Below are 18,788 nucleotides of genomic sequence, written 5' to 3'. Positions count from 1 at the left end.
ATCTTCACCGGCCGCCGAAGGGACAGGGCGAGCCCCGCTGCGAGGGCTGCTGAAGGGGCCCGCGCCGGCTGATGGCCGCCGTGCGGTGCTCGCAGGCGACGGCCGGGACGCGCGCACCTCCTACTTCAGCGGCGGCGCCACCGGCACGCCACCCCACCGTCCTGCTGGGGCACGGCTTCGACGGCAGCAAGGACGACATGCGCCGGCCCGCCGGACACGACCACCGCGTCGACGAGTCCGGCACCCCGGACGCCGCCGGCGGCTCCTGGAAGAACGCTCACCGTCCGCCGTCAGCGACGGCATCAAGGCACCCACCCTGCTGACGCAGGGCCGGACGGACTCCGTGGTCAGCCTCGGCTTTCCGGCTGTCGACCAGGACTGTCCAGGGCACAGGGCACCGCGCTCTCCCTGACGTACGTGCTGGTTCTCTTGGGCCCTCGTCTCCCGCGGGCTCGCGGGCAAGGACGGGGTCTACTGGGCCGGTGGGCGGAGGATGCGCCGCCCTTTCGAGTGATCGGCCGGGCAGCCCATGGCATGGTGCGCGCCCCCATGATCACATCTCTCAGAAAAGGTACACAAGACACAATCGGGCGCCGTGAGCCAGGGTGATCGCCCATGGCCGGTTGCCCCAGTGGCCCTGGGAGGACCCTTGTCGCACCGCATGCTTCGTTCGATGGTCATCGCGCTGCTGGCTTCCGCGCCGCTCGTCGCTGTCGTGCCCGCGCAGGCTGCGGCACGGCAGGACCTCCCCTGCGCCGTCGGCATCCAGAAATTCGACACCACGGTGACCAGCACGGTCACCGTCAGCCTCTACTGCGCCGAGGCGCAGACGGTCGACGTGACCATCACTGCGGGCGGCACCGAATTGCTGAGCGCGCGGGAAACGGTCCAGGCCAAGGTGAGCCAGGCCGTCAGCGTCACCGTGCCCCGAGTTCCGCGGGTCTGCGCGACGGTGCAGGCGAGCGGCGCGAGCACCACGCTCTGCACCCCCTGACGGGGCAACCCGTGCATCACTCGATCGGTGGCGCTCGGTCGGGTGTGTCGGAAATCAGCGGCAAGCTCAGTGACTGTTATCGTCTGTGACGAGTCGGACACGGTCCGTAAGGAGGGTCGTGTGCGTGAGGAAATCGGAGAGACGATGCAGAAGCTCAAGAAGGTCGCGGCGGTAGCGGTCATGGTCGGCGGCATGGGCCTGGTCGGTGGCGGTGTCGCCAGCGCCCACGGCGGCCAGGACTACGACGGCTCGCTTCCGTACGTCCACAACCTGCAGGTCGTCGACTGCGACCAGGACTTCGACGGCGGCACCGCCTTCGCCAACATCCCCGCCGTGACGACTGGCGACAACACCGAGAACATCGGCAACTTCTGCACGGTGATCGGTTCCGTCGACGGCTGATTGCAGGGGGTTCTGCGGCGATAGGGCAATGGTCCGCATCCTCTGGTGATGCACTCGCCCACACCCGTCTGATGCGTGTGGTCGCCGCCGCCCGTCCGTGGATCCGCAACGCATGGACGGGCGGCGGCGACAGTCGTTTGCGCGAAGTGACACCGCTCGATCGGCCTTCATGATCGCCCGGCCGGCTCCGACAGGGGCCGACCGGGCGATCATGCTTGTTCGAAGGGTGAAAAGGGGATCAGACGGATTGACATTCTGCGATTGTCATAAATAGGTGAATAAGCGGTTTGTAATCACCTGGTCGGACGTGTCGGGAATAGGGGCTTACGTGAGATCCGTGTTATCGTCTGTGACGAGCCGCACACGGTCGGTAAGGACGGTCGAGTGCGTGAGGAAACTGGAGAGATGATGCAGAAGCTCAAGAAGGTCGCCGCGGTAGCGGTCATGGTCGGCGGCATGGGCCTGGTCGGTGGCGGGGTCGCCAGCGCCGACGACGGTCCGTACTCGGTCGACAACCTGCAGGTCGTCAAGTGCGAGCAGTCCTTCGACGCCGGCGCCGGCTTCGTCAACACGCCCGACGTGTCCACTGGCGACAACACTGAGAACATCGGCAACTTCTGCACGGTCATCGGATCCATCGAGGACTGATTTCAGAACGCCGGGCCCAGCGGGTCCCGCTCCTCGGGACGGTGTCGAATTCCGGGCTGAGAGCGGAAAGTGCCTCCGATGGTACGCGCGAGGAATGTGAACTCCTTGTGCCGTTACCTGTCGGGGGCACTTTGTTGTGGGTCTTCGGGGGTGTCGCATTCGCCGTTCCTCGGGTCGCACTCGGCCGTGGTGGCGTCCGATGCCGGGTGCCTTTGTTCGACTGGATATCACGACCAAATGGCACCATTAGTGCCACTCTTTCGGGTGTATCTGGAATGGCGAATTAAGTGGGGGCCCGTGTTATCGTCGGTGACCAGTTGCACACGATCCGTAAGGAGGGCCGTGTGCGTAAGGACATCGGAGAGACGATGCAGAAGCTCAAGAAGGCCGCGGCCGTAGCCCTCATGGTCGGCGGCATTGGCCTCGTCGGCGGCGGAGTCGCCAGCGCCCACGGGGGCAGCGACTACGACGGCCCGCACATCAACAACCTGCAGGCGGTGGACTGCGACCAGTCCTTCGACGGCGGCACCCTCTTCACCAATGGTCCCATCGTTGGTGACGACAACCATCAGAACATCGGCAACTTCTGCACGGTCATCGGATCCATCGAGGGCTGACTTCAGAACGCCGGACCGAGCGGGTCCCGCCCTGTCGGGTGCAGGACCCGCTCCTCGTCCTTCCGCCGGCGCACCGACCGGCCCGTCAGCTCGGGACGCGGATGAGGTCCGATTCATTACAGAAGGCGGGATGTCCCGGCGGTAGGAGCCCGGTGTCCCTCTCTTTTCTTGCTATGTCAGGCGGCGGCGCGTCAGTCGTCGCCACGAGTCAACACATGGAGGTACGGATGCGCAGGCTGAAGAAGGTCATGCTGGCGACCAGCGTCATCAGTGGTATCGGTCTGACGGCGGCCGGTGCCGCCCAGGCGGTGGCCTGTGATGGTCAGGCGCCCCGCCCCGCCGTCGGGAACGCGCAGTCTCTGGACTGCGACCAGGAGTTCACGGCTTCGCTGGTGACGGTCAACGCACCGCTCACCGTCCTCGGTGAGAGCGTCACGAACACGAACATCGGCAATTTCTGCACTCAGGTCGGCCCCGATCAGTGATCGGGTGACTGGCCCAGGGGGTGGGTCCTGCGGTGCGGGCCTGCCCCTTGGGCGTCGGGCCGGCGCCGCGCCCGGCGCCCAAGGGCGACCACTTTTTCTGTCATGAATGTGAGCGACCATCACCGTGATGGTCGCTGAGTTGTTTCTCGGGGATGACCGGGCGCGCTCACCCGCGTTCGTCATCAATCCTTTCCCCGTATGAATCGTCTCGGTATGTAATTCACATCAGCTGCGCTTCTTGGGCCATGTGGATGAAATCCTTCCGGCGCTCACCTGAAAGGGTGTCGGCTGCTTGAGCGGGAATTCTCCGGTGCTGCACTATCGGTCCCGTCCTCAGGCTGAAGAGGAGCTGCCCGCGTCATGCCTCGGAGGGAATGTGGTTGAGGTGATCATCCTGCCGCGTTGTCCGGAAACGGGAAAAGCCTCGTTTCACACTGAGGTCGAGGCGCGGGCCTGGCTGGTCAAGCAGCCACTGCTGGAGAGAATTCCCGACCGTATTTACCGATGTTCGGACTGTCGGTACTGGCATTTCACCGGATCACATTACTGGACCAGTCGCCAGATCAAATGGCGACGCAACTACGGCAGACATGAGGCCGCTTCCCAGCGCAAGGGCAGGAAGAAGGGCAGGCGCTGAGCATTCTTCAGCAGCAGGATCTTGTGAGTCGCCGCCGTACCCGCCTCCCTCCAGGACCCAGTCAGCGGCGGCATGTCAGGCCCGACCTGAAGTCCGGGCCGACTTTCCCCATTCCTCGATCAGAAAGACGACCAGAATGCGACAGAACCTGAGCAGGGGAATGGTCGTGGCCAGCGCCGCGACGAGCATCCTGTCGCTGTACGCCATCCCGGCGTTCGCGAGTTCGCACACCGAGGCGGCCCCGGTGGGACCCCTCGGGGGCGCTTACGGCCATGCCCTCCCCGATGTACTGGTGGCCGACGCCGAGGCCAACTGTGCCGAGTCCCTTCAGTGGAGCGTCGCGCCGGACGTGTCCACGGAGAAATCCTGCAACACCAGCACGAGTGCCCCCGCGGCGCACGGCGCCGACCACAGTGACAGCCGTCGGCAGGGCGTCGCCAGCAACCGCACCGGTCACTCCGGCGCTGCCGGTTACGGCGACGACGACACGGCTGATGACGTCCCGGTGGCCGCAGACGACAGCAGCACGGCCGGCAGCGTCCCGGTGCCCAGCCGCGGCGGCGGGCTGGACGGCGGTCTCCTCGGTCACGGTCACGGCGGCGGGCTGGACGGCGGTCTCCTCGGTCACGGTCACGGTGGCGGGCTGGACGGCGGTCTCCTCGGTCAGGGGCACGGTGGCGGGCTGGACGGCGGTCTCCTCGGTCAGGGGCACGGTCACGGCAACGCCGCGAGTGGCGTCAACGTGCACGGTGACGACGAGGGTTACGGAGACACCCCCTCCCCGACCCCTCCCACCACGCCGCCCGCGTCACCGCCCGCCGGCACTCCGCCTGTGAAGACCCCGCCTGCGACGGTGCCGCCGACCACCCCGCCGGCGTCGACGCCCGCGCAGCCACCCTCCCTGCCCAACACGGGTGCCGGGGACCTGACGTTCATGGCCTCGGGCGCGGCCGCGCTGCTGATGACCGGTGGCGTCATCCTGTACCGGCGAGGCCGGACCGGAGCCCGTCGGTAGTGCGCCGCTCCGGGTGCCGGACCACGCCCGGCACCCGGAGCCTCCGTCAGGGGCGCGCCACCGAGGAGACGTCGATGCGTTCCCCGGCCGCCGGTACCGGAATCGTTCCGGCGGGTGCGCGGGTGCCCAGCCGGCGGCGCACCCCTTGCACCAGCGTTGTCGCCGTATAGGTCGCGCCGTGGACGAAGCGCATGGCCGGACCGAAGGCGGAGGCTGTCAGCAGGCCCGCCAGGAACAGCCCGGGGTGCGAGGACTCGAAGGAGCGCCCGACCACCGGGAAGCCCTCCGGCGTCGTCGCCAGGCTCCCGCGGAGTTCGGCGTCGAGCAGACCCAGGCGATCCACGGCTGCCCGGAACCCCGTGGCGGCGATCACGTGTTCCGTCTCCAGGGACACAGACCCCCCGCACCGGCTTACCGTTTCGAGCCGCAGCCCGCCCGGAACCGCTCGGGCCGAGGCGACTTCGCGGTCGAGCAGTACCTCGACGGTGGTTTCGACCCGGTTCCGCAGCCACCAGGCGCCCGCAGGGCCGAGCGCGGTGGCCGCGATGCGCGCTCGGGTCGCTGCCGGGAGACGGTGGAACAGGTCCGGACACTCGGCGTAGAACCAGTTGCGCCAGCCGCAGCCCAGACCGCTGTGCGGGGCGCGCGCCGACTCCCGCCAGGGACGTCGCAACGGCGGCGGCACGTCGTTCCAGCGCAGCTGTTCGGCGCGGGCCAATACCCGTACCCGCGTACCCTGTTCGGCGAGGAGCGCCGCGGTCTCCAAGGCTGCCTGGCCGCCGCCGACCACCGTGACGTCCTTGCCGCGGAAGCGGCCGAGGTCACTGTGGTGGCTGCTGTGCGAGACGAGCGCGGGATCCAGTCCGCGCAGCGCGGACGGCATCTCCACGAACGGCATGAGACCGACCGCCAGCGCCACGGTCCGGGCACGCAGCACCTCCCCGTCCTCGGTGACCACCTCGAACCCGTCCTGACGAGCCGTCAGCTGGCTCACTGTCCGTTCGTCCACCGAGGGCACGGCGTTGGACGCGAACCACAGGCCGTACGCGGCGAACATCGCCACCGGGATCGGCTCGGCATGGCGTGCCGTCCCCCCCTGCGTCGCGCAGTAGGCGTCCAGACGCCAGCGCCTTTCGGGGTCTGCGAGGTTGGAGGCCCAGGGCTCCGACTTCAGGAACATGCCGCGCGGCATGTTGTCCCGCCAGGCTGCCATGGGACGCCCGAGAATGCGCAGGTTCAGTCCGGCGGCCGCGGCATGCGACGCGATCGACAGACCGTACGGGCCGGCGCCCACCACCAGAAGGTCGTACATCAACGGCTGCTCGCTTTCTCGTCATCGTTCAGGGAGGGGTCGGCCGTCAGGCGCACCGCGGGCGGTGGTGCGGGAGCGGTCGCGGCGGCGCGCAGCCGCTTCCGCAGCCGGCGGGACACATGGCGGCACCACAGGGCCCACATCGCCCGGCCGGGTACCGGGTCGTCCGGGGCGTACCAGGCCAGTTCGCGACCCTGCGGGGCCGGCCGCACCGCATCGAGCGGGGCGTAGTTCTCCACCACGAACTCCCGCCCCGCCTGCGGTGCCCCCTGCGGCAGTGGACGGCGTGTCACGTCCAGGTGCAGAGCGCGTACGACGTCCAGCCCGGCGGTGTCGGAGAAGAGCCGGAACTGGGCTCCGGGGCGTGGGTTGAAGTCGAGCAGGTGGTAGCGGCCCGTAGCGCCGCAGTGCCGGAAGTCGAGGTCGAACACGCCCCGGTAGCCGAGTTCACCGGTGAGTCGCTCGGCGAGCGCCCGCACCTGGGCGTTGGGCGTCCAGCAACCGACCGCCGTCAGCCCGGCAGCGCGTGGCCAGGCCCGTCGCTTGCGGCCGGAGCCGCTCGCCCGCATGGTGCCGCACTGATCGGTGTACCCGTGAAAGAACCAGTCGCGGTCGGGGCCCGGCAGAAGATACCTCTGCAGCAGCAGCGCGCTGCCGGCTTGGCCGGTGCGCAGGTACAGCTCCCTGGCCTCCCCGGCGGAGCCCACCAACACCGTGCTGCGCAGTCCGCTGCCGGGCGGCAGCAGCCAGGGCCGGCTCCACTTCGCCACCATCGGCAGGCCCAGCCGCCGGGCGGCTGCGGCGGCCTGCGCCGGGCTGTCCGGGATCAGTGTCTGCGGATGCGGGATGCCCACGGAGGCGCACACAGCGGCCAGGTCGGCCTTGTCGGCCACGTGTTCGGGCAGCACGCCCGGCATGGCGGGCAGCAGGTAGGAGGACGCGAGTTCGCCGCGCATGCGGCCGACGGCGATCGCGCAGGCGTCGTCCAGCGGAACCAGGACGGCGGGGCGCGCGATGTGCTCGGCCACCTTGCGCAGTGTGTCGGCGATGTCGCGGGGACCGGACCCGGGCGGCGGCGGCGAATGCAGGTGACGCACGAAACGCGAGCGGGATACCGGACTTTCCGCGGAATCGGCCACCAGATGCACCTCGACTCCCGCTCTGCCAAGCGAGCGCACGGCCCCCAGCGTTCCATGGTGAAAAGGGTTTCGGTCGATCCGCAATAACACGGCGGGAACCCGGAAGTCCAGCAGCGACACGGAGTTTTCTCCTCGGGGTCGGTCGCGGGGAGTTCTTCACCCGAGCGGCGGTCCCGGCCCGCCTGAAAGCCTAACCGCACTGGCGGAATTCATAGCGACATGACTGTGTGTCCGTAAGAGGAAGTGTGCGGGCGAGAAAGAAGTCCGGCGGAGAAAGGTGCAGTCATGGCTCCACAGCAGCGACGGGTCCGCTGCGGGCGGTTGACCGTGGTCGCGGCGACGGTCGTCGCGTCGATCGCCCTGGCGGCCGGTCCCGGAATCGCGGCAGGGGTGGGGCGGATCGCCGACCCTCCCACCCCCGCGCCGACCGCTCCGGCCACGACCACCCCGGCCGCACCGGCGACGCCGGTCACGGGTCTCCCACCAACCACACCGGCCGGCATGCCGTCCGTCCTGCCCGCACCCATTGCGTCGACGCCCGCGCCTGGGGCCACCGCGTCGGCCACCGGGGCCGGCATCCCGCCCTTCGGCGCCTTTCTCGACTCCGGCCCCCGTGGGGTGGCTCGCATGGCAGAGATGAGCCAGTGGCTCGGCGGGACCGAGTTGAAGGTCGCCCACACCTACCTGCCCGGCAACAGTTGGCGGGACATCGAGGGCCCGCCCGGTTTTCTGGAGCCATGGGCGCAGTGGCGGCGCGAGAAGGCCGACCGCGTCCTGGTCCTCAACGTGCCCATGCAGGAACACAACGAGGATCACCTGACGGACGCCCAGGTGCGCCCGCTGCTGCGGCTGGCCGCGGTCGGCGCGTTCGACCGGCACTTCCTGGTCCTGGCCCAGCGGCTGATGAAGCTGCAGGCGCCGGACACGGTGATCGTGCTCGGCTGGGAGATGAACGGCACCACCTACACCCATCGCTGCGGTCCGGACCCGAAGGCATGGAAGACGTACTGGAACAGAATTGTCAGGATCATGCGGTCGGTGCCCGGCCAGAAATTCCGGTTCGACTTCACGCCGAGCCGTGGCCGGGACGCCGTTCCCTGGACCGAGTGCTATCCGGGGGACGACACGGTCGACATCATCGGAATGGATTCCTATGACCAGCCGACGGGTATGTCCTTCGACGAACAGGTGAAGGAACCTTACGGTCTTGAGCAGCAGGTGGCTTTCGCGAAATCCCGCGGTAAGCCCATTTCCTATCCGGAATGGGGCCTGTTCCGCAACGGTGACAACGCCGATTACATGCGGCGCATGCTCGCCTGGATCGCCGAGCACAAACCGCTGTACAACACGGTGACCGACTACTGCCCGCACGGCGTGTGGCAGTGCACGGACAACCCCAGGTCGTCGGAGGTCTACCGGGCGGCCCTGTACGGGCTTGGTGACCAGCCGTCCCCGGTGCCCACGGACCCCACCCCCGTCACGCCCCCGACGGACGAGCCGGTGGCCACGCCCCCCGTGAAGCATCAGGTCAAGTGCTCGCCGCTGAACCTGGGCGACTGGGTCGAATACTGGCTCGGCAGAAAGATCTGCGTCCGCCTCCCCTGGTAGTCGCGCACCGGCTAGCCCCGGCGGCGCTCCCTCCATCGGTCCAGCACCTCCTGGCCGCGCCGCCGGGTGGCCGCGTCGCACAGCGCGGCTGTCAACAGCGGGGCGGTGCGCCGCCTGGCCAGCAGCAGCCGCTGATTGGCGACCCGCTCGGGACGCCAGCGGTGCTTGTACGGCTCGTCGCCGCGCAGCAGGCTCAGCGTGCCCTGCCCGCCGGTGCCGGCGGGCAGGGCGTTCTCGGCGCAGGCTTCCAGCAGCATCACCGCCACGTCCGCCTTGCGCTCACGCAGCCGCGGATGGGCGCCGTACAGATAGCAGCCGGCCAGGGCGTGCGAGAGCAGCGTCAGATCGACGGCCATCACCTCGCCGTCGATCCGGAACTCGGTGACCACGGCGTTCCCCGAGCGCACCATCGGACCCACTGCGCGCACCAAGTGCTCGCGGAACCGCGGACGCAGGTGCTCGGACGTCACCCTTCGCCCCTGCCATTGCAGCCGGTGCAGCTCCAGCAGCGTGCCCAGCGCCGCGTCCACCTCCTCCGGCCCGACCACCCGCCGCCGCACGCCCATCGCGTCCAGCTTGCGCAGCTTGGCCCGCACCCGCTGGGCCTTGTGCGACGGCAAGCGGGCCACCAGCCCGTCCATGGGCGCGGCGGGCAGCTCCAGGCACAGCGAGTCACGGACCGTGCGGCGCGGCCCGCGCCAGCGGTCGTAGACCCGCTCGATCGCAGCGCCCGGCCGCACCTCGCGGAAGTCGATCAACGTCCCGCGTGCCAGATCCGCCAGCAGACAGGTGAGCGCGCCGGCCGCGCGCCCGTCGTCGGCGTCGTCCAGCAGCACGTCCGCGTAGTCGGAGATCGTCCCGCCGAGCGGGACCAGCGTGGGCAGCGGCCGACGGGCCAGCATCAGCGGTGCGGCGGCCACCAGTTCGCCACCGGCGTGGACCAGCAGCAGCCGGAGCCGCCCGGGTCGGCCGTACGACAGCCACCAGGAGTGGAGCCAGGCATGGCTCTGGAACGGGGTCGCGGCGGCGCACCGCCTGTACAGCTGCTCCCAGGCCGCGCCCAGAGCGGCGAAGGCCTCCTCGTCGGTGACGAGTTCGGCGGTGCACGCCGGGTGCGCCGTGTACGTCGCCGTCACAGGTGGCCGTGCGCGTCGGCGGCGGCGGCCGGGCCGGGCACCGACGGCGCGTGCACGGGCCCGTCCTCGCTCCGGCGCTTGGGCCGCACCAGCAGGGCCAGGCCGCCGAGCAGCCCGCCCGCGCTCGCCCCGACCAGGCCGGTCACCTCCGCAGGGGGTGAGGTCGGCGTGGTCGGCTTCACCGCCTGGGAGAACTGCAGCAGTTGGACGTGCGTGTCGGCCTTGGTGCGGTCGGCCTGCCGGGTGAGCGCGCGGGCGACCGCGTTGGCCATGCCGACGGCCTGCCCCGGTCGGCCGGAGCTGGCCGAGATGGCGATCATCGGTGCATCCGGCGAGGTCGCGGTGCGCACGTGGTCGCGCAGAGTGCGCACCGACACCCCCGCCGGCACCTGCGCGTCGCCGAGCACCGCGAGCTGGGTGGCGATCCGGCCGTAGGCCTGCGCGAAGCCCAGGGTGGAGCCGGTGTCGGACTTCTCGGTCGGTACGGCGATGACGTAACTGGTCGCCGTGTACGTCGGGGCCTTCAGCACGCCGTACGCGCCGCCGAGCAGCCCGCCCGTGAGGATGCCGGTCGCCATCAGCGACCAGGCCGGGAGCGGCCGGGCCCGGAAGAGGCGGGAGATGCGGTGCTGCCGGGGGTGGTTCTCGGTCATGACGGACTGACTCTCTGTCGGGTCGGGACTTGGGAGCCCAGCGCCGCGGTGTAGACGTCCATGAGCCGGGCGGCGCTGGAGGTGATGTCGTAGTGCCGGGCCGCCGCGCAGGCGGTGCGAGGGCCGGGGCCCGCCTTGCGGACCTCGGCGAGCGCGCGGGCGAAGGCACCGGCGTAGCACGGGACGCGCAGCGCGCCCGGGGCGGCCTCGGGCGGCAGGTCCTCCAGGGCGGGGCAGGAGGCGTACCGGACCGGCAGCCCCGCCGCGAGCGCCTCCACGACCGCCAGGCCGAACGCCTCCTCGGGGGACGGTGCGGCGAGCACGTCCATCGCCGCGGCCAGCGCGGGCAGGTCGGGGCCGGGCGAGCCGTCCGGGACGTACGGCCGCTCGCCGGTGAACAGCACCCGGTCGGCGACCCCTGCCTCGCGCGCGGTGCGACGCAGGGCGCACTCCTCGGCGCCCCCGCCGACCAGCAGCAGCCGGCAGTCGCCGGGGAGCCGGGCGAGGGCGTGGATCAGGACGTCGAAGCGCTTTGCGGGGGCGAGCCGGCCGATGCCGCCGATGACGAACGCGTCGTCGGGCAGTCCCAGGCCGGCACGGGTGCGCAGTCGGGCCACCGGGTCGAAGCGGAGCCGCGCCAGGTCGATGCCGTTGGGTACGACCGCGATACGCGGCGCGGCCACGCCCCAGCGGACGAGCCGGTCGGCGACCGTGGCGGAGACGGCCACCGTGGACCGGCCCAGTCGCTCGCCGAGCAGGTACAACCCCCGCACACCCGCGGTCAGCGGCCGGCCTTCCATCTGCGTGTCTCCGAGGGAGTGCTCGGTCGCGACGACCGCGCGGACCCCGGCCATCCGGGCGGCGATCCGTCCGTACAGGCAGGCCCGGTACAGGTGGGTGTGGACGAGGTCGTAGCGGCCGCGCCGGATGATCCGGGCCAGCCGGGGCAGCACGGACAGGTCGCGGTTGCCGGCCATGCCGAGGTGCGCCACCGGCACTCCGTCCGCCCGCAGCCCGTCGGCGACCGGGCCGGGGCCGGTCAGCGTCACCACCTCGCACCGGACCGGCAAGTGCCGCAGCATGAGCCGCAGTTGCTGCTCGGCGCCGCCGACGCCGAGGCCCGTAATGACGTGCAGTGCCTTCATCGCAGCCCCTCGACGGGACGGCGGCGCAGCCGGTGCAGCCGGTACTTCAGATGCAGCCGTACGGACACGTCGTTCTGCCCGATGTGCACGCGCGGCAGGGCGTGCGGCCCGTTGAGACTGCCCGGGTCGACGGCGCAGGCATAGCCGTACCCGGCCTCCCGGACGGCGTTCACCGCCCGCTGGTCGGCTCTGCCGTACGGATAGCAGAAGCCGGTCACCGGTCTGCCGGTCAGCTCCTCCAGCAGGGCACGGCTGTCGGCGGTCTCGGCCTTGAGAGTGATGTCGTCGGCCCGGGTCAGGTCGATGTGGGTGAGACCGTGGGAGCCGATCTCCACGCCCGCCTCGGCGGCGCACCGGACGCCGTCGGCGGTCAGCAGCGGCTTGCGCGGGCCCAGCGGATCCCAGGCGTTGACGCCGCCGAGCCGGCCGGGCAGTACGAACAGGGTCGCCGTGCACTGCCAACGGGCCAGTACCGGCAGGGCGTTGTCCACGAAGTCGGCGTACCCGTCGTCGAAGGTGAGACCGACCAGGTAGCGCCCCGCCCCGCGTGCCCGCGCGGCGAGCAGCTCGGCCACCGACACGCCCTTGAGTCCCCGTCCGCGCAGCCAGCGCAGCTGCCGGTCCAGCCGGGCCGGGCTGACCGTGACGCGGTAGGGATCGTGGGAGCAGTCGCCGACCGAGTGGTACATGGCGATCCACGGGACCCGGCCGGATCCGGGGCCGGCCGGGGACCCCGTGCGGGTATGGGACTCAACGCAAGAGGACATGGGCGAGCCTTCGGGCGAGAGTGCGGATGGGACGGAGTGCGGGCGTGAAGCCCTGGACGCGCAGGGAGGAGACGAGCAGAAGGAAGACGACGGTCACGGTGGCGCCCCCGGCGCCCAGCTGGACGAGCGGTGTCGCGGGCAGGCCCGCCGTGAAGGCGCCGGCCGGCGCGGCGACCACCGCCGCCCCCAGCGGCCGGCTCAGCCTGCGCAGCACATGCCGGGTCCGGATGGGCACGCTGCGGCGCCCCGTCCCGGCCAGCAGCAGGACGGCGGTGACGGTGATGCCGATGGCGTTGGCGGCGGCGATACCGGTCACGTGACGGGTTCCGACCGTCCAGGCGCCGAGGCAGGAGGTCACCAGGATGCCGACGGCCATCGCTCCGACCGGGTACCAGGTGGCGCGTCCTGCGGAGAAGTAGGAGCGGATCAGGACGCCCGTCAGCGTCTGGGCGAGCAGGCCGAGCGCGTAGACCCGCATCACGTCGGCGGTCGCCGAGGTGTCCTCGGCGGTGAACGCACCCCGCTGGAACAGCAGGGCGATCAACTGCGGGGCGCAGGCGACGACCGCCGCGGCGCCGAACAGCACCACATAGGCTGCCAGGGCCATGTCCCGCTCCACTCGGTCCCGGGCCCGCTCGGTGTCGCCGTCGGCCAGCGCCCGCGCCACCATCGGGAAGGTGACGGTGCACAGCATCATCGACAGCGTCATCGGGATCTGCGCCACCTTCTGCGCGTAGTTCAGGTGCGAGATCGCTCCAGCGGGCAGTCCCGAGGCGAGGAACCGCTCGATCAGCACCTGCGACTGCCGGCACAGCGCGAACAGCAGCACGGTGGCCATCAGTGCCACGTCCATCGCCTGCTCCTCGGCAACGGCCCTCGGGGCGGCGACCGGCGTGCGGCGGTCCCGCACGTGCCGGAGCAGTGAAGGCAGTTGGACGAGCACCATCAGGCAGCCGCCGGCCGCGACACCGAACGCGGCCGACCGCACGCCCCAGCGGCCGCCGAGGACGTACATCGCCGTGATGATGCCGACGTTGTACGCGATGTAGATCGCCGCTGGGGCCAGGAACCGGCGGTGGGCCCGCAGGGCCGCACTGCAGTACCCGGTGAGGCCGAAGCTCAGCACGCAGGTCGCGGTGAGCCGGGTGCAGTCCACGGCGAGGGCCGGGTCGGGCAGACCCGGCGCGAGGACCGCGACGAACTCCGGGGCGGCCAGCGCGAGCAGTGTGCCGACCGCCGCGAACGCCAGCGTGAGCCTCGGCAGCGTCCCGGCGACCAGCGAGCGGACCGGGTCTCCGGGGGCGCCCTGGGCGCGGCGGGCCAACGCCCTGCTGAACGCCGGGACCAACGCGAAGGCCAGCCCGTCCTCGATGAGCAGCGTGGCCGCGAACTCGGGCACCGTCCAGGCGACGAGAAAGGCGTCGGTGTCCCGGCCGGCCCCGAACAACCGCGCCAGCGACTGGTCACGCACCAGCCCCAGCAGCGCCGCCGCGACGGCGAGGGAAGCGGTGACCAACGTGGTCCTGGCGAGGAACCGAGCAGTGGCGTGCTGCTGCTCGGTGACGCGGGACACCGCTGCGGCGCTCTCGCCCGGGGCGGGGAGTGAGGCCGGGGTGAGCGTCGAGGGCCAGGTGCCGGGGCTGACCGCGGTGATGCGTGCCGCCGCGGTGGAATCGGCTGACGTGGTGGGTGCCGGTGTGGTGCCGGGCTTCGCTGAAGTGGGCTGTGCCGGTGAGGTGTTCACCCCGGCCGAAGCGGGAGGTACGGCCGAAGCGGGAGGCCCGGCCGAGGCGCGTGACCCGGCCGCAGCTGCCCGTACGGCCGACCGCACCTCTGGCAGGACGACCCCGCCGAGGCATGCCTCCCCGCCCGGCGCCGGACTCACTGCGGGGCCCTGCGCCGTACCGGCTTCCGGGCCCGGTACCTCGCCGGCCCTGGGACTCGTCATCGCACCGGCCTCCGGCCCCGCATCCGGCTCACTGCCGGTCCCCGCGCCGGCCTGCGGACCGCTCCCGGTCCGGGCAGGCTCACGTCACCACGGACCGGCCGAGGGAGCCGGCCCGGAGCCGTCCGGTGCACCGGGCCGCACGGTGCCGGGCGGGCCGTGCACCGTAGCGGCAGGTCGGTCAGGAGCTGCCGGTCGGGGGGCGTCGTCACCGTCATCGCAGCGTGGCCTTCCCCGGCTCCGTTCCCCGCGCGGTCGGTACGGTGGCGCTCTCGGCGGTGGCGGCCCCGGGGGCCCCGAGCAGTGACCACCAGGCGACCAGACCGAGACACAGCGCCGTCAGCACGGTGGACCGGCCGCCGATGTCGGCGTAGAGGAAGTCCACGAGCTGCCAGATCAGCAGCCCGCAGCCGACCAGCGCGCAATCCAGGCCCGGCCCGCCGACGGCGCGGACCTGTCGCAGCCCGCGCAGGCCGCACACCAGCAGGGCCAGCCAGCCGCCGGCGAGGCCGAGCAACCCGATCAGGCCCTGCTCACCGAGCGCCAGCAGGTACATGTTGTGCGGAGAGAGCAGCGGCTGGCGGCGGTAGGCGGCGCCCGCGCCCTCGGTGTCGCCGCCGGACGACAGCGCCAGTGAGGCGTGTCCGTCGCGGTACTCGGGGAAGCCCTTCAGCCCCACCCCGGTCAGCGGGCGTGCCTGCCACATGCCGGCGGCCGCCGCCCACATCGTGTACCGGTCGGTGACCGACTGGTCGGGTGCCTCGGTGACCTGGGTGATGCTGCCGATCCGCTCCTGCAGCATCGCCGTACCCAGCCCGAACCCGCCCACCAGGACCACACCGGCGGCCACCGTGGCCGCACCGACCATGAGTGCCCGGCGCGGCCCGGCCAGCACCAGCTGGGCGGTGAGCGTGAGAGCGGTGGCGATCCAGGCGCCGCGGCTGAAAGACAGGGCGAGGGGCAGGAGAAGGGCGAGGGCACACCCCGCAGCCGCCGCGCGCACCCTGAACGAGGAGCGGCCGAGGGCGAGGCCCACGGCGCACACCAGCCCGAGGGACACCACCGTTGCCATGCCCATCACGTCCGTCGGCCCGAAGGTGCCGACCGCGCGGATGTCCTCGCCCTGGTAGGAGGCGCCGGTACGGGTGAGGTACTGATGCACGCCCACCGCTCCCTGCCACAGCGCCAGGCCCATGAGCGACCAGGCCAGCAGCCGGAAGTCGCGCCGGTCTGCGATCAGCAGCAGGACCGCGGCGGGGACCAGGACGAAGATCTGCAGATAGCGGCCGAGGCCCGTGATGCCGGCGCCCGGCGAGACCGCGTTCATCGCGGCGAGCGCGAGACCGGCCACCGGCAGGCCGAGCACCACCGCGGCGGTGCGGGACAGCGGGCGGCGCCGTGTCCGCAGCAGGCGTACGGCGCAGTGGCCCACGACCAGCGCGGACAGCGCGTCGGCGGGGCCGGCGCCGCCCTCGCCGCCGGGGTGGACCGGCAGTGCGAGCAGTGCGACCACGGCCACCACGGGCAGCACCGGGGAGAACCGCGCGGGGCGGCGGAGCGGCGGGGCGAGGGACATCGGTCAGCTCCCCGTCGGGCGTACGAGCGCGACGGCGGTGCGCAACAGGATGCAGACGTCCTGCCACAGCGACCAGTTGTCGATGTAGGCGTTGTCGAAGCGGGCCCGGTCCTCGATGGAGGTGTCCCCGCGCAGCCCGTTGATCTGGGCGAGCCCTGTGATGCCGGTCTGCATGCGGTGCCGTGCCGCGTAGCCAGGGTAGGCCTGGCTGAACTGGGTGACGAAGTAAGGCCGTTCGGGGCGTGGGCCGACCAGGCTCATGTCACCCCGGAAGACGTTCCACAGCTGCAGCAGCTCGTCCAGCGAGGTCTTGCGCAGGAAGCGGCAGAAGCGGCCCATCTGCCGCTCGCCGGCGACACTCCAGCGGGTGGCCGACTCGTGCTCGTCGACCGGGCGGTGGGTACGGAACTTCAGCAGAGTGAAGGGGCGGCCGTCCTTGCCGATGCGCTCCTGCCGGAAGACCACACCGGGCCCGTCGGTGAGCCGGAGCACGACCGCGCACACCAACAGCACCGGGCTGACCAGCACCAGCATCGTCCCGGACACTGTCACGTCCAGCAGCCGCTTGCCGGCGTTCGTGCGCCTGCGCGGGCCCAGGTTCAGCCGCCTGACGGCGAACCCGGCGAGCTGGTCGGGCATCTCGTACGCGGGGCAGTCGGCGTCCACCTCCCACACCGTGCAGCCGGACTCCGCGAGCGCCCACAGCAGCGGTCCCTTCTCGGTGCGCACGGCCGGGCCGACGCTGAGCACGACCCGCACCCCGTTCTGGATGAGCGCCCGCTGCACCTCCTCGTCGATGGTGAGCACGGGCAGGCCCGTACTGACGTCGGGGTCGTCGGCGACGACGCCCACCGGCCGCACCCCGCAGCCCGGGTGACGCAGCAGCGCCGCGGCCACCCGCTGCGCGGTCGCGGCGGGCCCGATCACCAGGGCCGCGCGCGGGCACCGCCGCAGCGCGAGCCGGCGCCGCCAGTGCACCGCGCCCCGGCACGCGCAGGCCGCCGCCGCGTGCAACGTCCAGCCGAGGAGCAGAGCGGGGGCGGCGAGGGCGCGCTCGCGGTCGTGGGCGGCCAGCAGGGTGGCCAGACCCAGCCAGGTCACCGCGATCCACCCGCACACCGCGGGCAGTTCGTCGAGCACTCCCGGCACCGGTCGCGCGGAGTGCGGTCGCAGCAGCAGCGCGCCGGACACCAGCAGCGCGCCGGACACCAGCAGGGCCGCCGGCAGCGGGCTGCGGGCGGCTGGGACGAGCGCGACCGCGCCCGCCAGCGCGGCGAGCAGGTCCGCCGCGAGCAGCGGCAGCGGCGAGGCCGGCCGCGCGGGCGGGCGCCGCAGCGGGAACCGGAAGCCGCTGCCGGTGCGGGGTGGCAGGACCGAGACGGGCGAGAATCCGCTCTCCCATGGCGGCGTGCCGGGGGAGGGGATGGTGTTTTCCGCAGTCACGACTGGCTGGACTCCCAGGACTCGCAGGGCACGGGCGGTCGGGCGCCGAGGACTTCGCGGTAAAGGGCCGCGACCTGTTCGGCGGTGTGCCGCACGTCGTGCGTGGACAGGGCGTGCCGGCGGCCCAGGTCGCCGAGCGCCGCGCGCAGCGGCGGGTCGGACAGCAGTCCGGCGATCGTGCCGGCCAGCACCGCGGGGTCCTCCGGCGGGACCAGGCAGTGCGCGGCCAGGGCGGCCGGCAGGCTCTCGCGGGCGCCGTCGACATCGGTGAGGACGACGGGCCGACCGCATGCCAGGGCCTCCAGCGGGGCGAGCGCCATGCCCTCCCAGCGTGAGGGCAGCACCACCAGGTCGGCGGCCCGGTAAAAGGGCACGGGATCGGCAACCGCACCGGTGAACCGCACCGATGGATGGGCGCGTCGGCGCAAGGCATCCCGGTCGGGCCCGTCACCGACGAGCACGAGCTGCGCGTCCGGCACTGCGTCCAGTACGTCGTGCCAGGCTCGCAGCAGTACGTCCTGCCCCTTCTGCCGGCACAGCCGGCCGACGCAGACCACCACAGGAGCCGGCGCCTGTTCACCTCCGGCGCCTTCGTCTGCGTGACCTGTGCGGCTCTCGTGGCCGCGCGCGGATGGCCCTGGTGGGGTGTTCCCACCGTCGGCGATTCGCGCCGCGTGGGCGGCGACCGGGGACGAGCCGGTGGACGGAGCCGGTGTGAAACGGTCTACGTCGATGCCGTTCCGGATGACGGCGTAGTGGGCGCGTACCCCGGCGCGCAGGCCGGTCATGCGCTCCGCCTCGCTGACGCACACCACCCGTTCGGCCCAGCGCGCCCCCCACCGCTCCCAGCGCACCGCGAGTGCGGCGGTCAGCCCCCCGACCGCTTCGAACGACCAGGCGTGCGGCTGGAAAACGGTGGGAACGCGACCGCGGACGGCGAGCCGGCCGGCCAGGCCCGCCTTGGCGCTGTGGGCGTGCACCAGTTCCGGCCGTACCTCGCCGATCAGGCGTACGAGCCGCCGTACCTCGCCCGGCAGCCCAGGACCCGGGCCCCGGCCGGCCTGCCAGTCCCGCACGTCGGCGCCCAGACGGCGCAGCTCCGCGGCCAGTTCGCCGCCGGGGCAGGCCGCCGTGACCTGCAGACCCGCCGCCAGCTGGGCCGCGACCAGGTCCCGTACGACCCGGGCGACACCGCCGTCGGCGGGCTGCACAAGGTGCAGGACCCGCGGCCGGAAGTCGGGTGCTGGCTGGTGCATGCGCGGGATA

The 18,788-nt window shown here is 71.9% G+C and carries 19 protein-coding genes; 9 read left to right on the top strand and 10 right to left on the bottom strand.

What is annotated here, in order from left to right:
* Positions 1 to 71 precede the first annotated feature (71 nt).
* From AB0J12_RS15800 to AB0J12_RS15765, 8 genes are all read left to right on the top strand, one after another.
* The gene (locus tag AB0J12_RS15800; RefSeq protein ID WP_363264885.1) at positions 72 to 323 is read left to right on the top strand and encodes a hypothetical protein; all 252 of its coding nucleotides are present in this window, start codon (positions 72 to 74) and stop codon (positions 321 to 323) included.
* Between the two features lie 350 nt (positions 324 to 673).
* Complete coding sequence (locus AB0J12_RS15795; RefSeq protein WP_363264848.1) at positions 674 to 994, top strand: hypothetical protein; 321 nt, start codon at positions 674 to 676, stop codon at positions 992 to 994.
* A 120-nt stretch (positions 995 to 1,114) separates the two neighbouring features.
* Positions 1,115 to 1,396 carry a hypothetical protein gene (locus AB0J12_RS15790; RefSeq protein WP_363264847.1) on the top strand — a complete coding sequence of 94 codons (282 nt, stop codon included), beginning with the start codon at positions 1,115 to 1,117 and terminating at the stop codon, positions 1,394 to 1,396.
* A gap of 384 nt (positions 1,397 to 1,780) precedes the next feature.
* A complete protein-coding gene (locus AB0J12_RS15785) occupies positions 1,781 to 2,044 on the top strand; it encodes a hypothetical protein (protein ID WP_363264846.1) in 264 nt (87 codons plus the stop codon).
* A 344-nt stretch (positions 2,045 to 2,388) separates the two neighbouring features.
* Complete coding sequence (locus AB0J12_RS15780) at positions 2,389 to 2,661, top strand: hypothetical protein (RefSeq protein WP_363264845.1); 273 nt, start codon at positions 2,389 to 2,391, stop codon at positions 2,659 to 2,661.
* A gap of 227 nt (positions 2,662 to 2,888) precedes the next feature.
* A complete protein-coding gene (locus AB0J12_RS15775) occupies positions 2,889 to 3,146 on the top strand; it encodes a hypothetical protein (protein WP_363264844.1) in 258 nt (85 codons plus the stop codon).
* A 376-nt stretch (positions 3,147 to 3,522) separates the two neighbouring features.
* Positions 3,523 to 3,783: a hypothetical protein gene (locus AB0J12_RS15770; protein ID WP_363264843.1), complete on the top strand. Its 261-nt coding sequence runs from the start codon at positions 3,523 to 3,525 to the stop codon at positions 3,781 to 3,783.
* 136 nt (positions 3,784 to 3,919) lie between these two features.
* Positions 3,920 to 4,798, top strand: coding sequence for an LPXTG cell wall anchor domain-containing protein (locus AB0J12_RS15765; protein WP_363264842.1), 879 nt, complete (start codon positions 3,920 to 3,922; stop codon positions 4,796 to 4,798).
* Positions 4,799 to 4,844: 46 nt separating this feature from the next.
* Here AB0J12_RS15765 and AB0J12_RS15760 read toward each other — a convergent pair whose 3' ends face one another.
* Positions 4,845 to 6,110 (bottom strand): NAD(P)-binding domain-containing protein, encoded by a 1,266-nt coding sequence (locus AB0J12_RS15760; protein WP_363264841.1) that lies wholly within the window; start codon positions 6,108 to 6,110, stop codon positions 4,845 to 4,847.
* Positions 6,110 to 7,369, bottom strand: coding sequence for an ATP-grasp domain-containing protein (locus AB0J12_RS15755; protein WP_363264840.1), 1,260 nt, complete (start codon positions 7,367 to 7,369; stop codon positions 6,110 to 6,112). Before AB0J12_RS15755 ends, AB0J12_RS15760 begins: the two co-directional genes overlap by 1 nt.
* A gap of 165 nt (positions 7,370 to 7,534) precedes the next feature.
* Between AB0J12_RS15755 and AB0J12_RS15750 the strand changes: the two genes are divergently transcribed.
* Complete coding sequence (locus AB0J12_RS15750; protein ID WP_363264839.1) at positions 7,535 to 8,857, top strand: glycosyl hydrolase; 1,323 nt, start codon at positions 7,535 to 7,537, stop codon at positions 8,855 to 8,857.
* 11 nt (positions 8,858 to 8,868) lie between these two features.
* Here the strand turns inward: AB0J12_RS15750 and AB0J12_RS15745 are convergent, their stop codons facing one another.
* From AB0J12_RS15745 to AB0J12_RS15710, 8 genes are all read right to left on the bottom strand, one after another.
* A complete protein-coding gene (locus tag AB0J12_RS15745; RefSeq protein WP_363264838.1) occupies positions 8,869 to 9,993 on the bottom strand; it encodes a GNAT family N-acetyltransferase in 1,125 nt (374 codons plus the stop codon).
* Positions 9,990 to 10,646 carry a lipopolysaccharide biosynthesis protein gene (locus AB0J12_RS15740; protein WP_363264837.1) on the bottom strand — a complete coding sequence of 219 codons (657 nt, stop codon included), beginning with the start codon at positions 10,644 to 10,646 and terminating at the stop codon, positions 9,990 to 9,992. The genes AB0J12_RS15745 and AB0J12_RS15740 overlap by 4 nt, the downstream gene beginning before the upstream one ends.
* Entirely contained in the window at positions 10,643 to 11,791 is a 1,149-nt protein-coding gene (locus AB0J12_RS15735; protein WP_363264836.1) for a glycosyltransferase, read from the bottom strand. The genes AB0J12_RS15740 and AB0J12_RS15735 overlap by 4 nt, the downstream gene beginning before the upstream one ends.
* Complete coding sequence (locus tag AB0J12_RS15730; RefSeq protein ID WP_363264835.1) at positions 11,788 to 12,480, bottom strand: polysaccharide deacetylase family protein; 693 nt, start codon at positions 12,478 to 12,480, stop codon at positions 11,788 to 11,790. The genes AB0J12_RS15735 and AB0J12_RS15730 overlap by 4 nt, the downstream gene beginning before the upstream one ends.
* A gap of 61 nt (positions 12,481 to 12,541) precedes the next feature.
* Complete coding sequence (locus tag AB0J12_RS15725) at positions 12,542 to 14,302, bottom strand: lipid II flippase MurJ (protein WP_363264834.1); 1,761 nt, start codon at positions 14,300 to 14,302, stop codon at positions 12,542 to 12,544.
* Between the two features lie 415 nt (positions 14,303 to 14,717).
* Positions 14,718 to 16,079: an O-antigen ligase family protein gene (locus tag AB0J12_RS15720; RefSeq protein ID WP_363264833.1), complete on the bottom strand. Its 1,362-nt coding sequence runs from the start codon at positions 16,077 to 16,079 to the stop codon at positions 14,718 to 14,720.
* A gap of 3 nt (positions 16,080 to 16,082) precedes the next feature.
* Positions 16,083 to 17,522, bottom strand: a complete 1,440-nt coding sequence (locus tag AB0J12_RS15715) for an exopolysaccharide biosynthesis polyprenyl glycosylphosphotransferase (RefSeq protein WP_363264832.1) — start codon at positions 17,520 to 17,522, stop codon at positions 16,083 to 16,085.
* Positions 17,519 to 18,778 carry a glycosyltransferase gene (locus tag AB0J12_RS15710; protein WP_363264831.1) on the bottom strand — a complete coding sequence of 420 codons (1,260 nt, stop codon included), beginning with the start codon at positions 18,776 to 18,778 and terminating at the stop codon, positions 17,519 to 17,521. The genes AB0J12_RS15715 and AB0J12_RS15710 overlap by 4 nt, the downstream gene beginning before the upstream one ends.
* Positions 18,779 to 18,788: the final 10 nt, after the last annotated feature.

Origin of the sequence: Streptomyces sp. NPDC049915 (assembly GCF_040656475.1) — a bacterium.
GTDB lineage: Bacteria > Actinomycetota > Actinomycetes > Streptomycetales > Streptomycetaceae > Streptomyces.
This window is presented reverse-complemented; position numbering and strand designations above follow the sequence as displayed.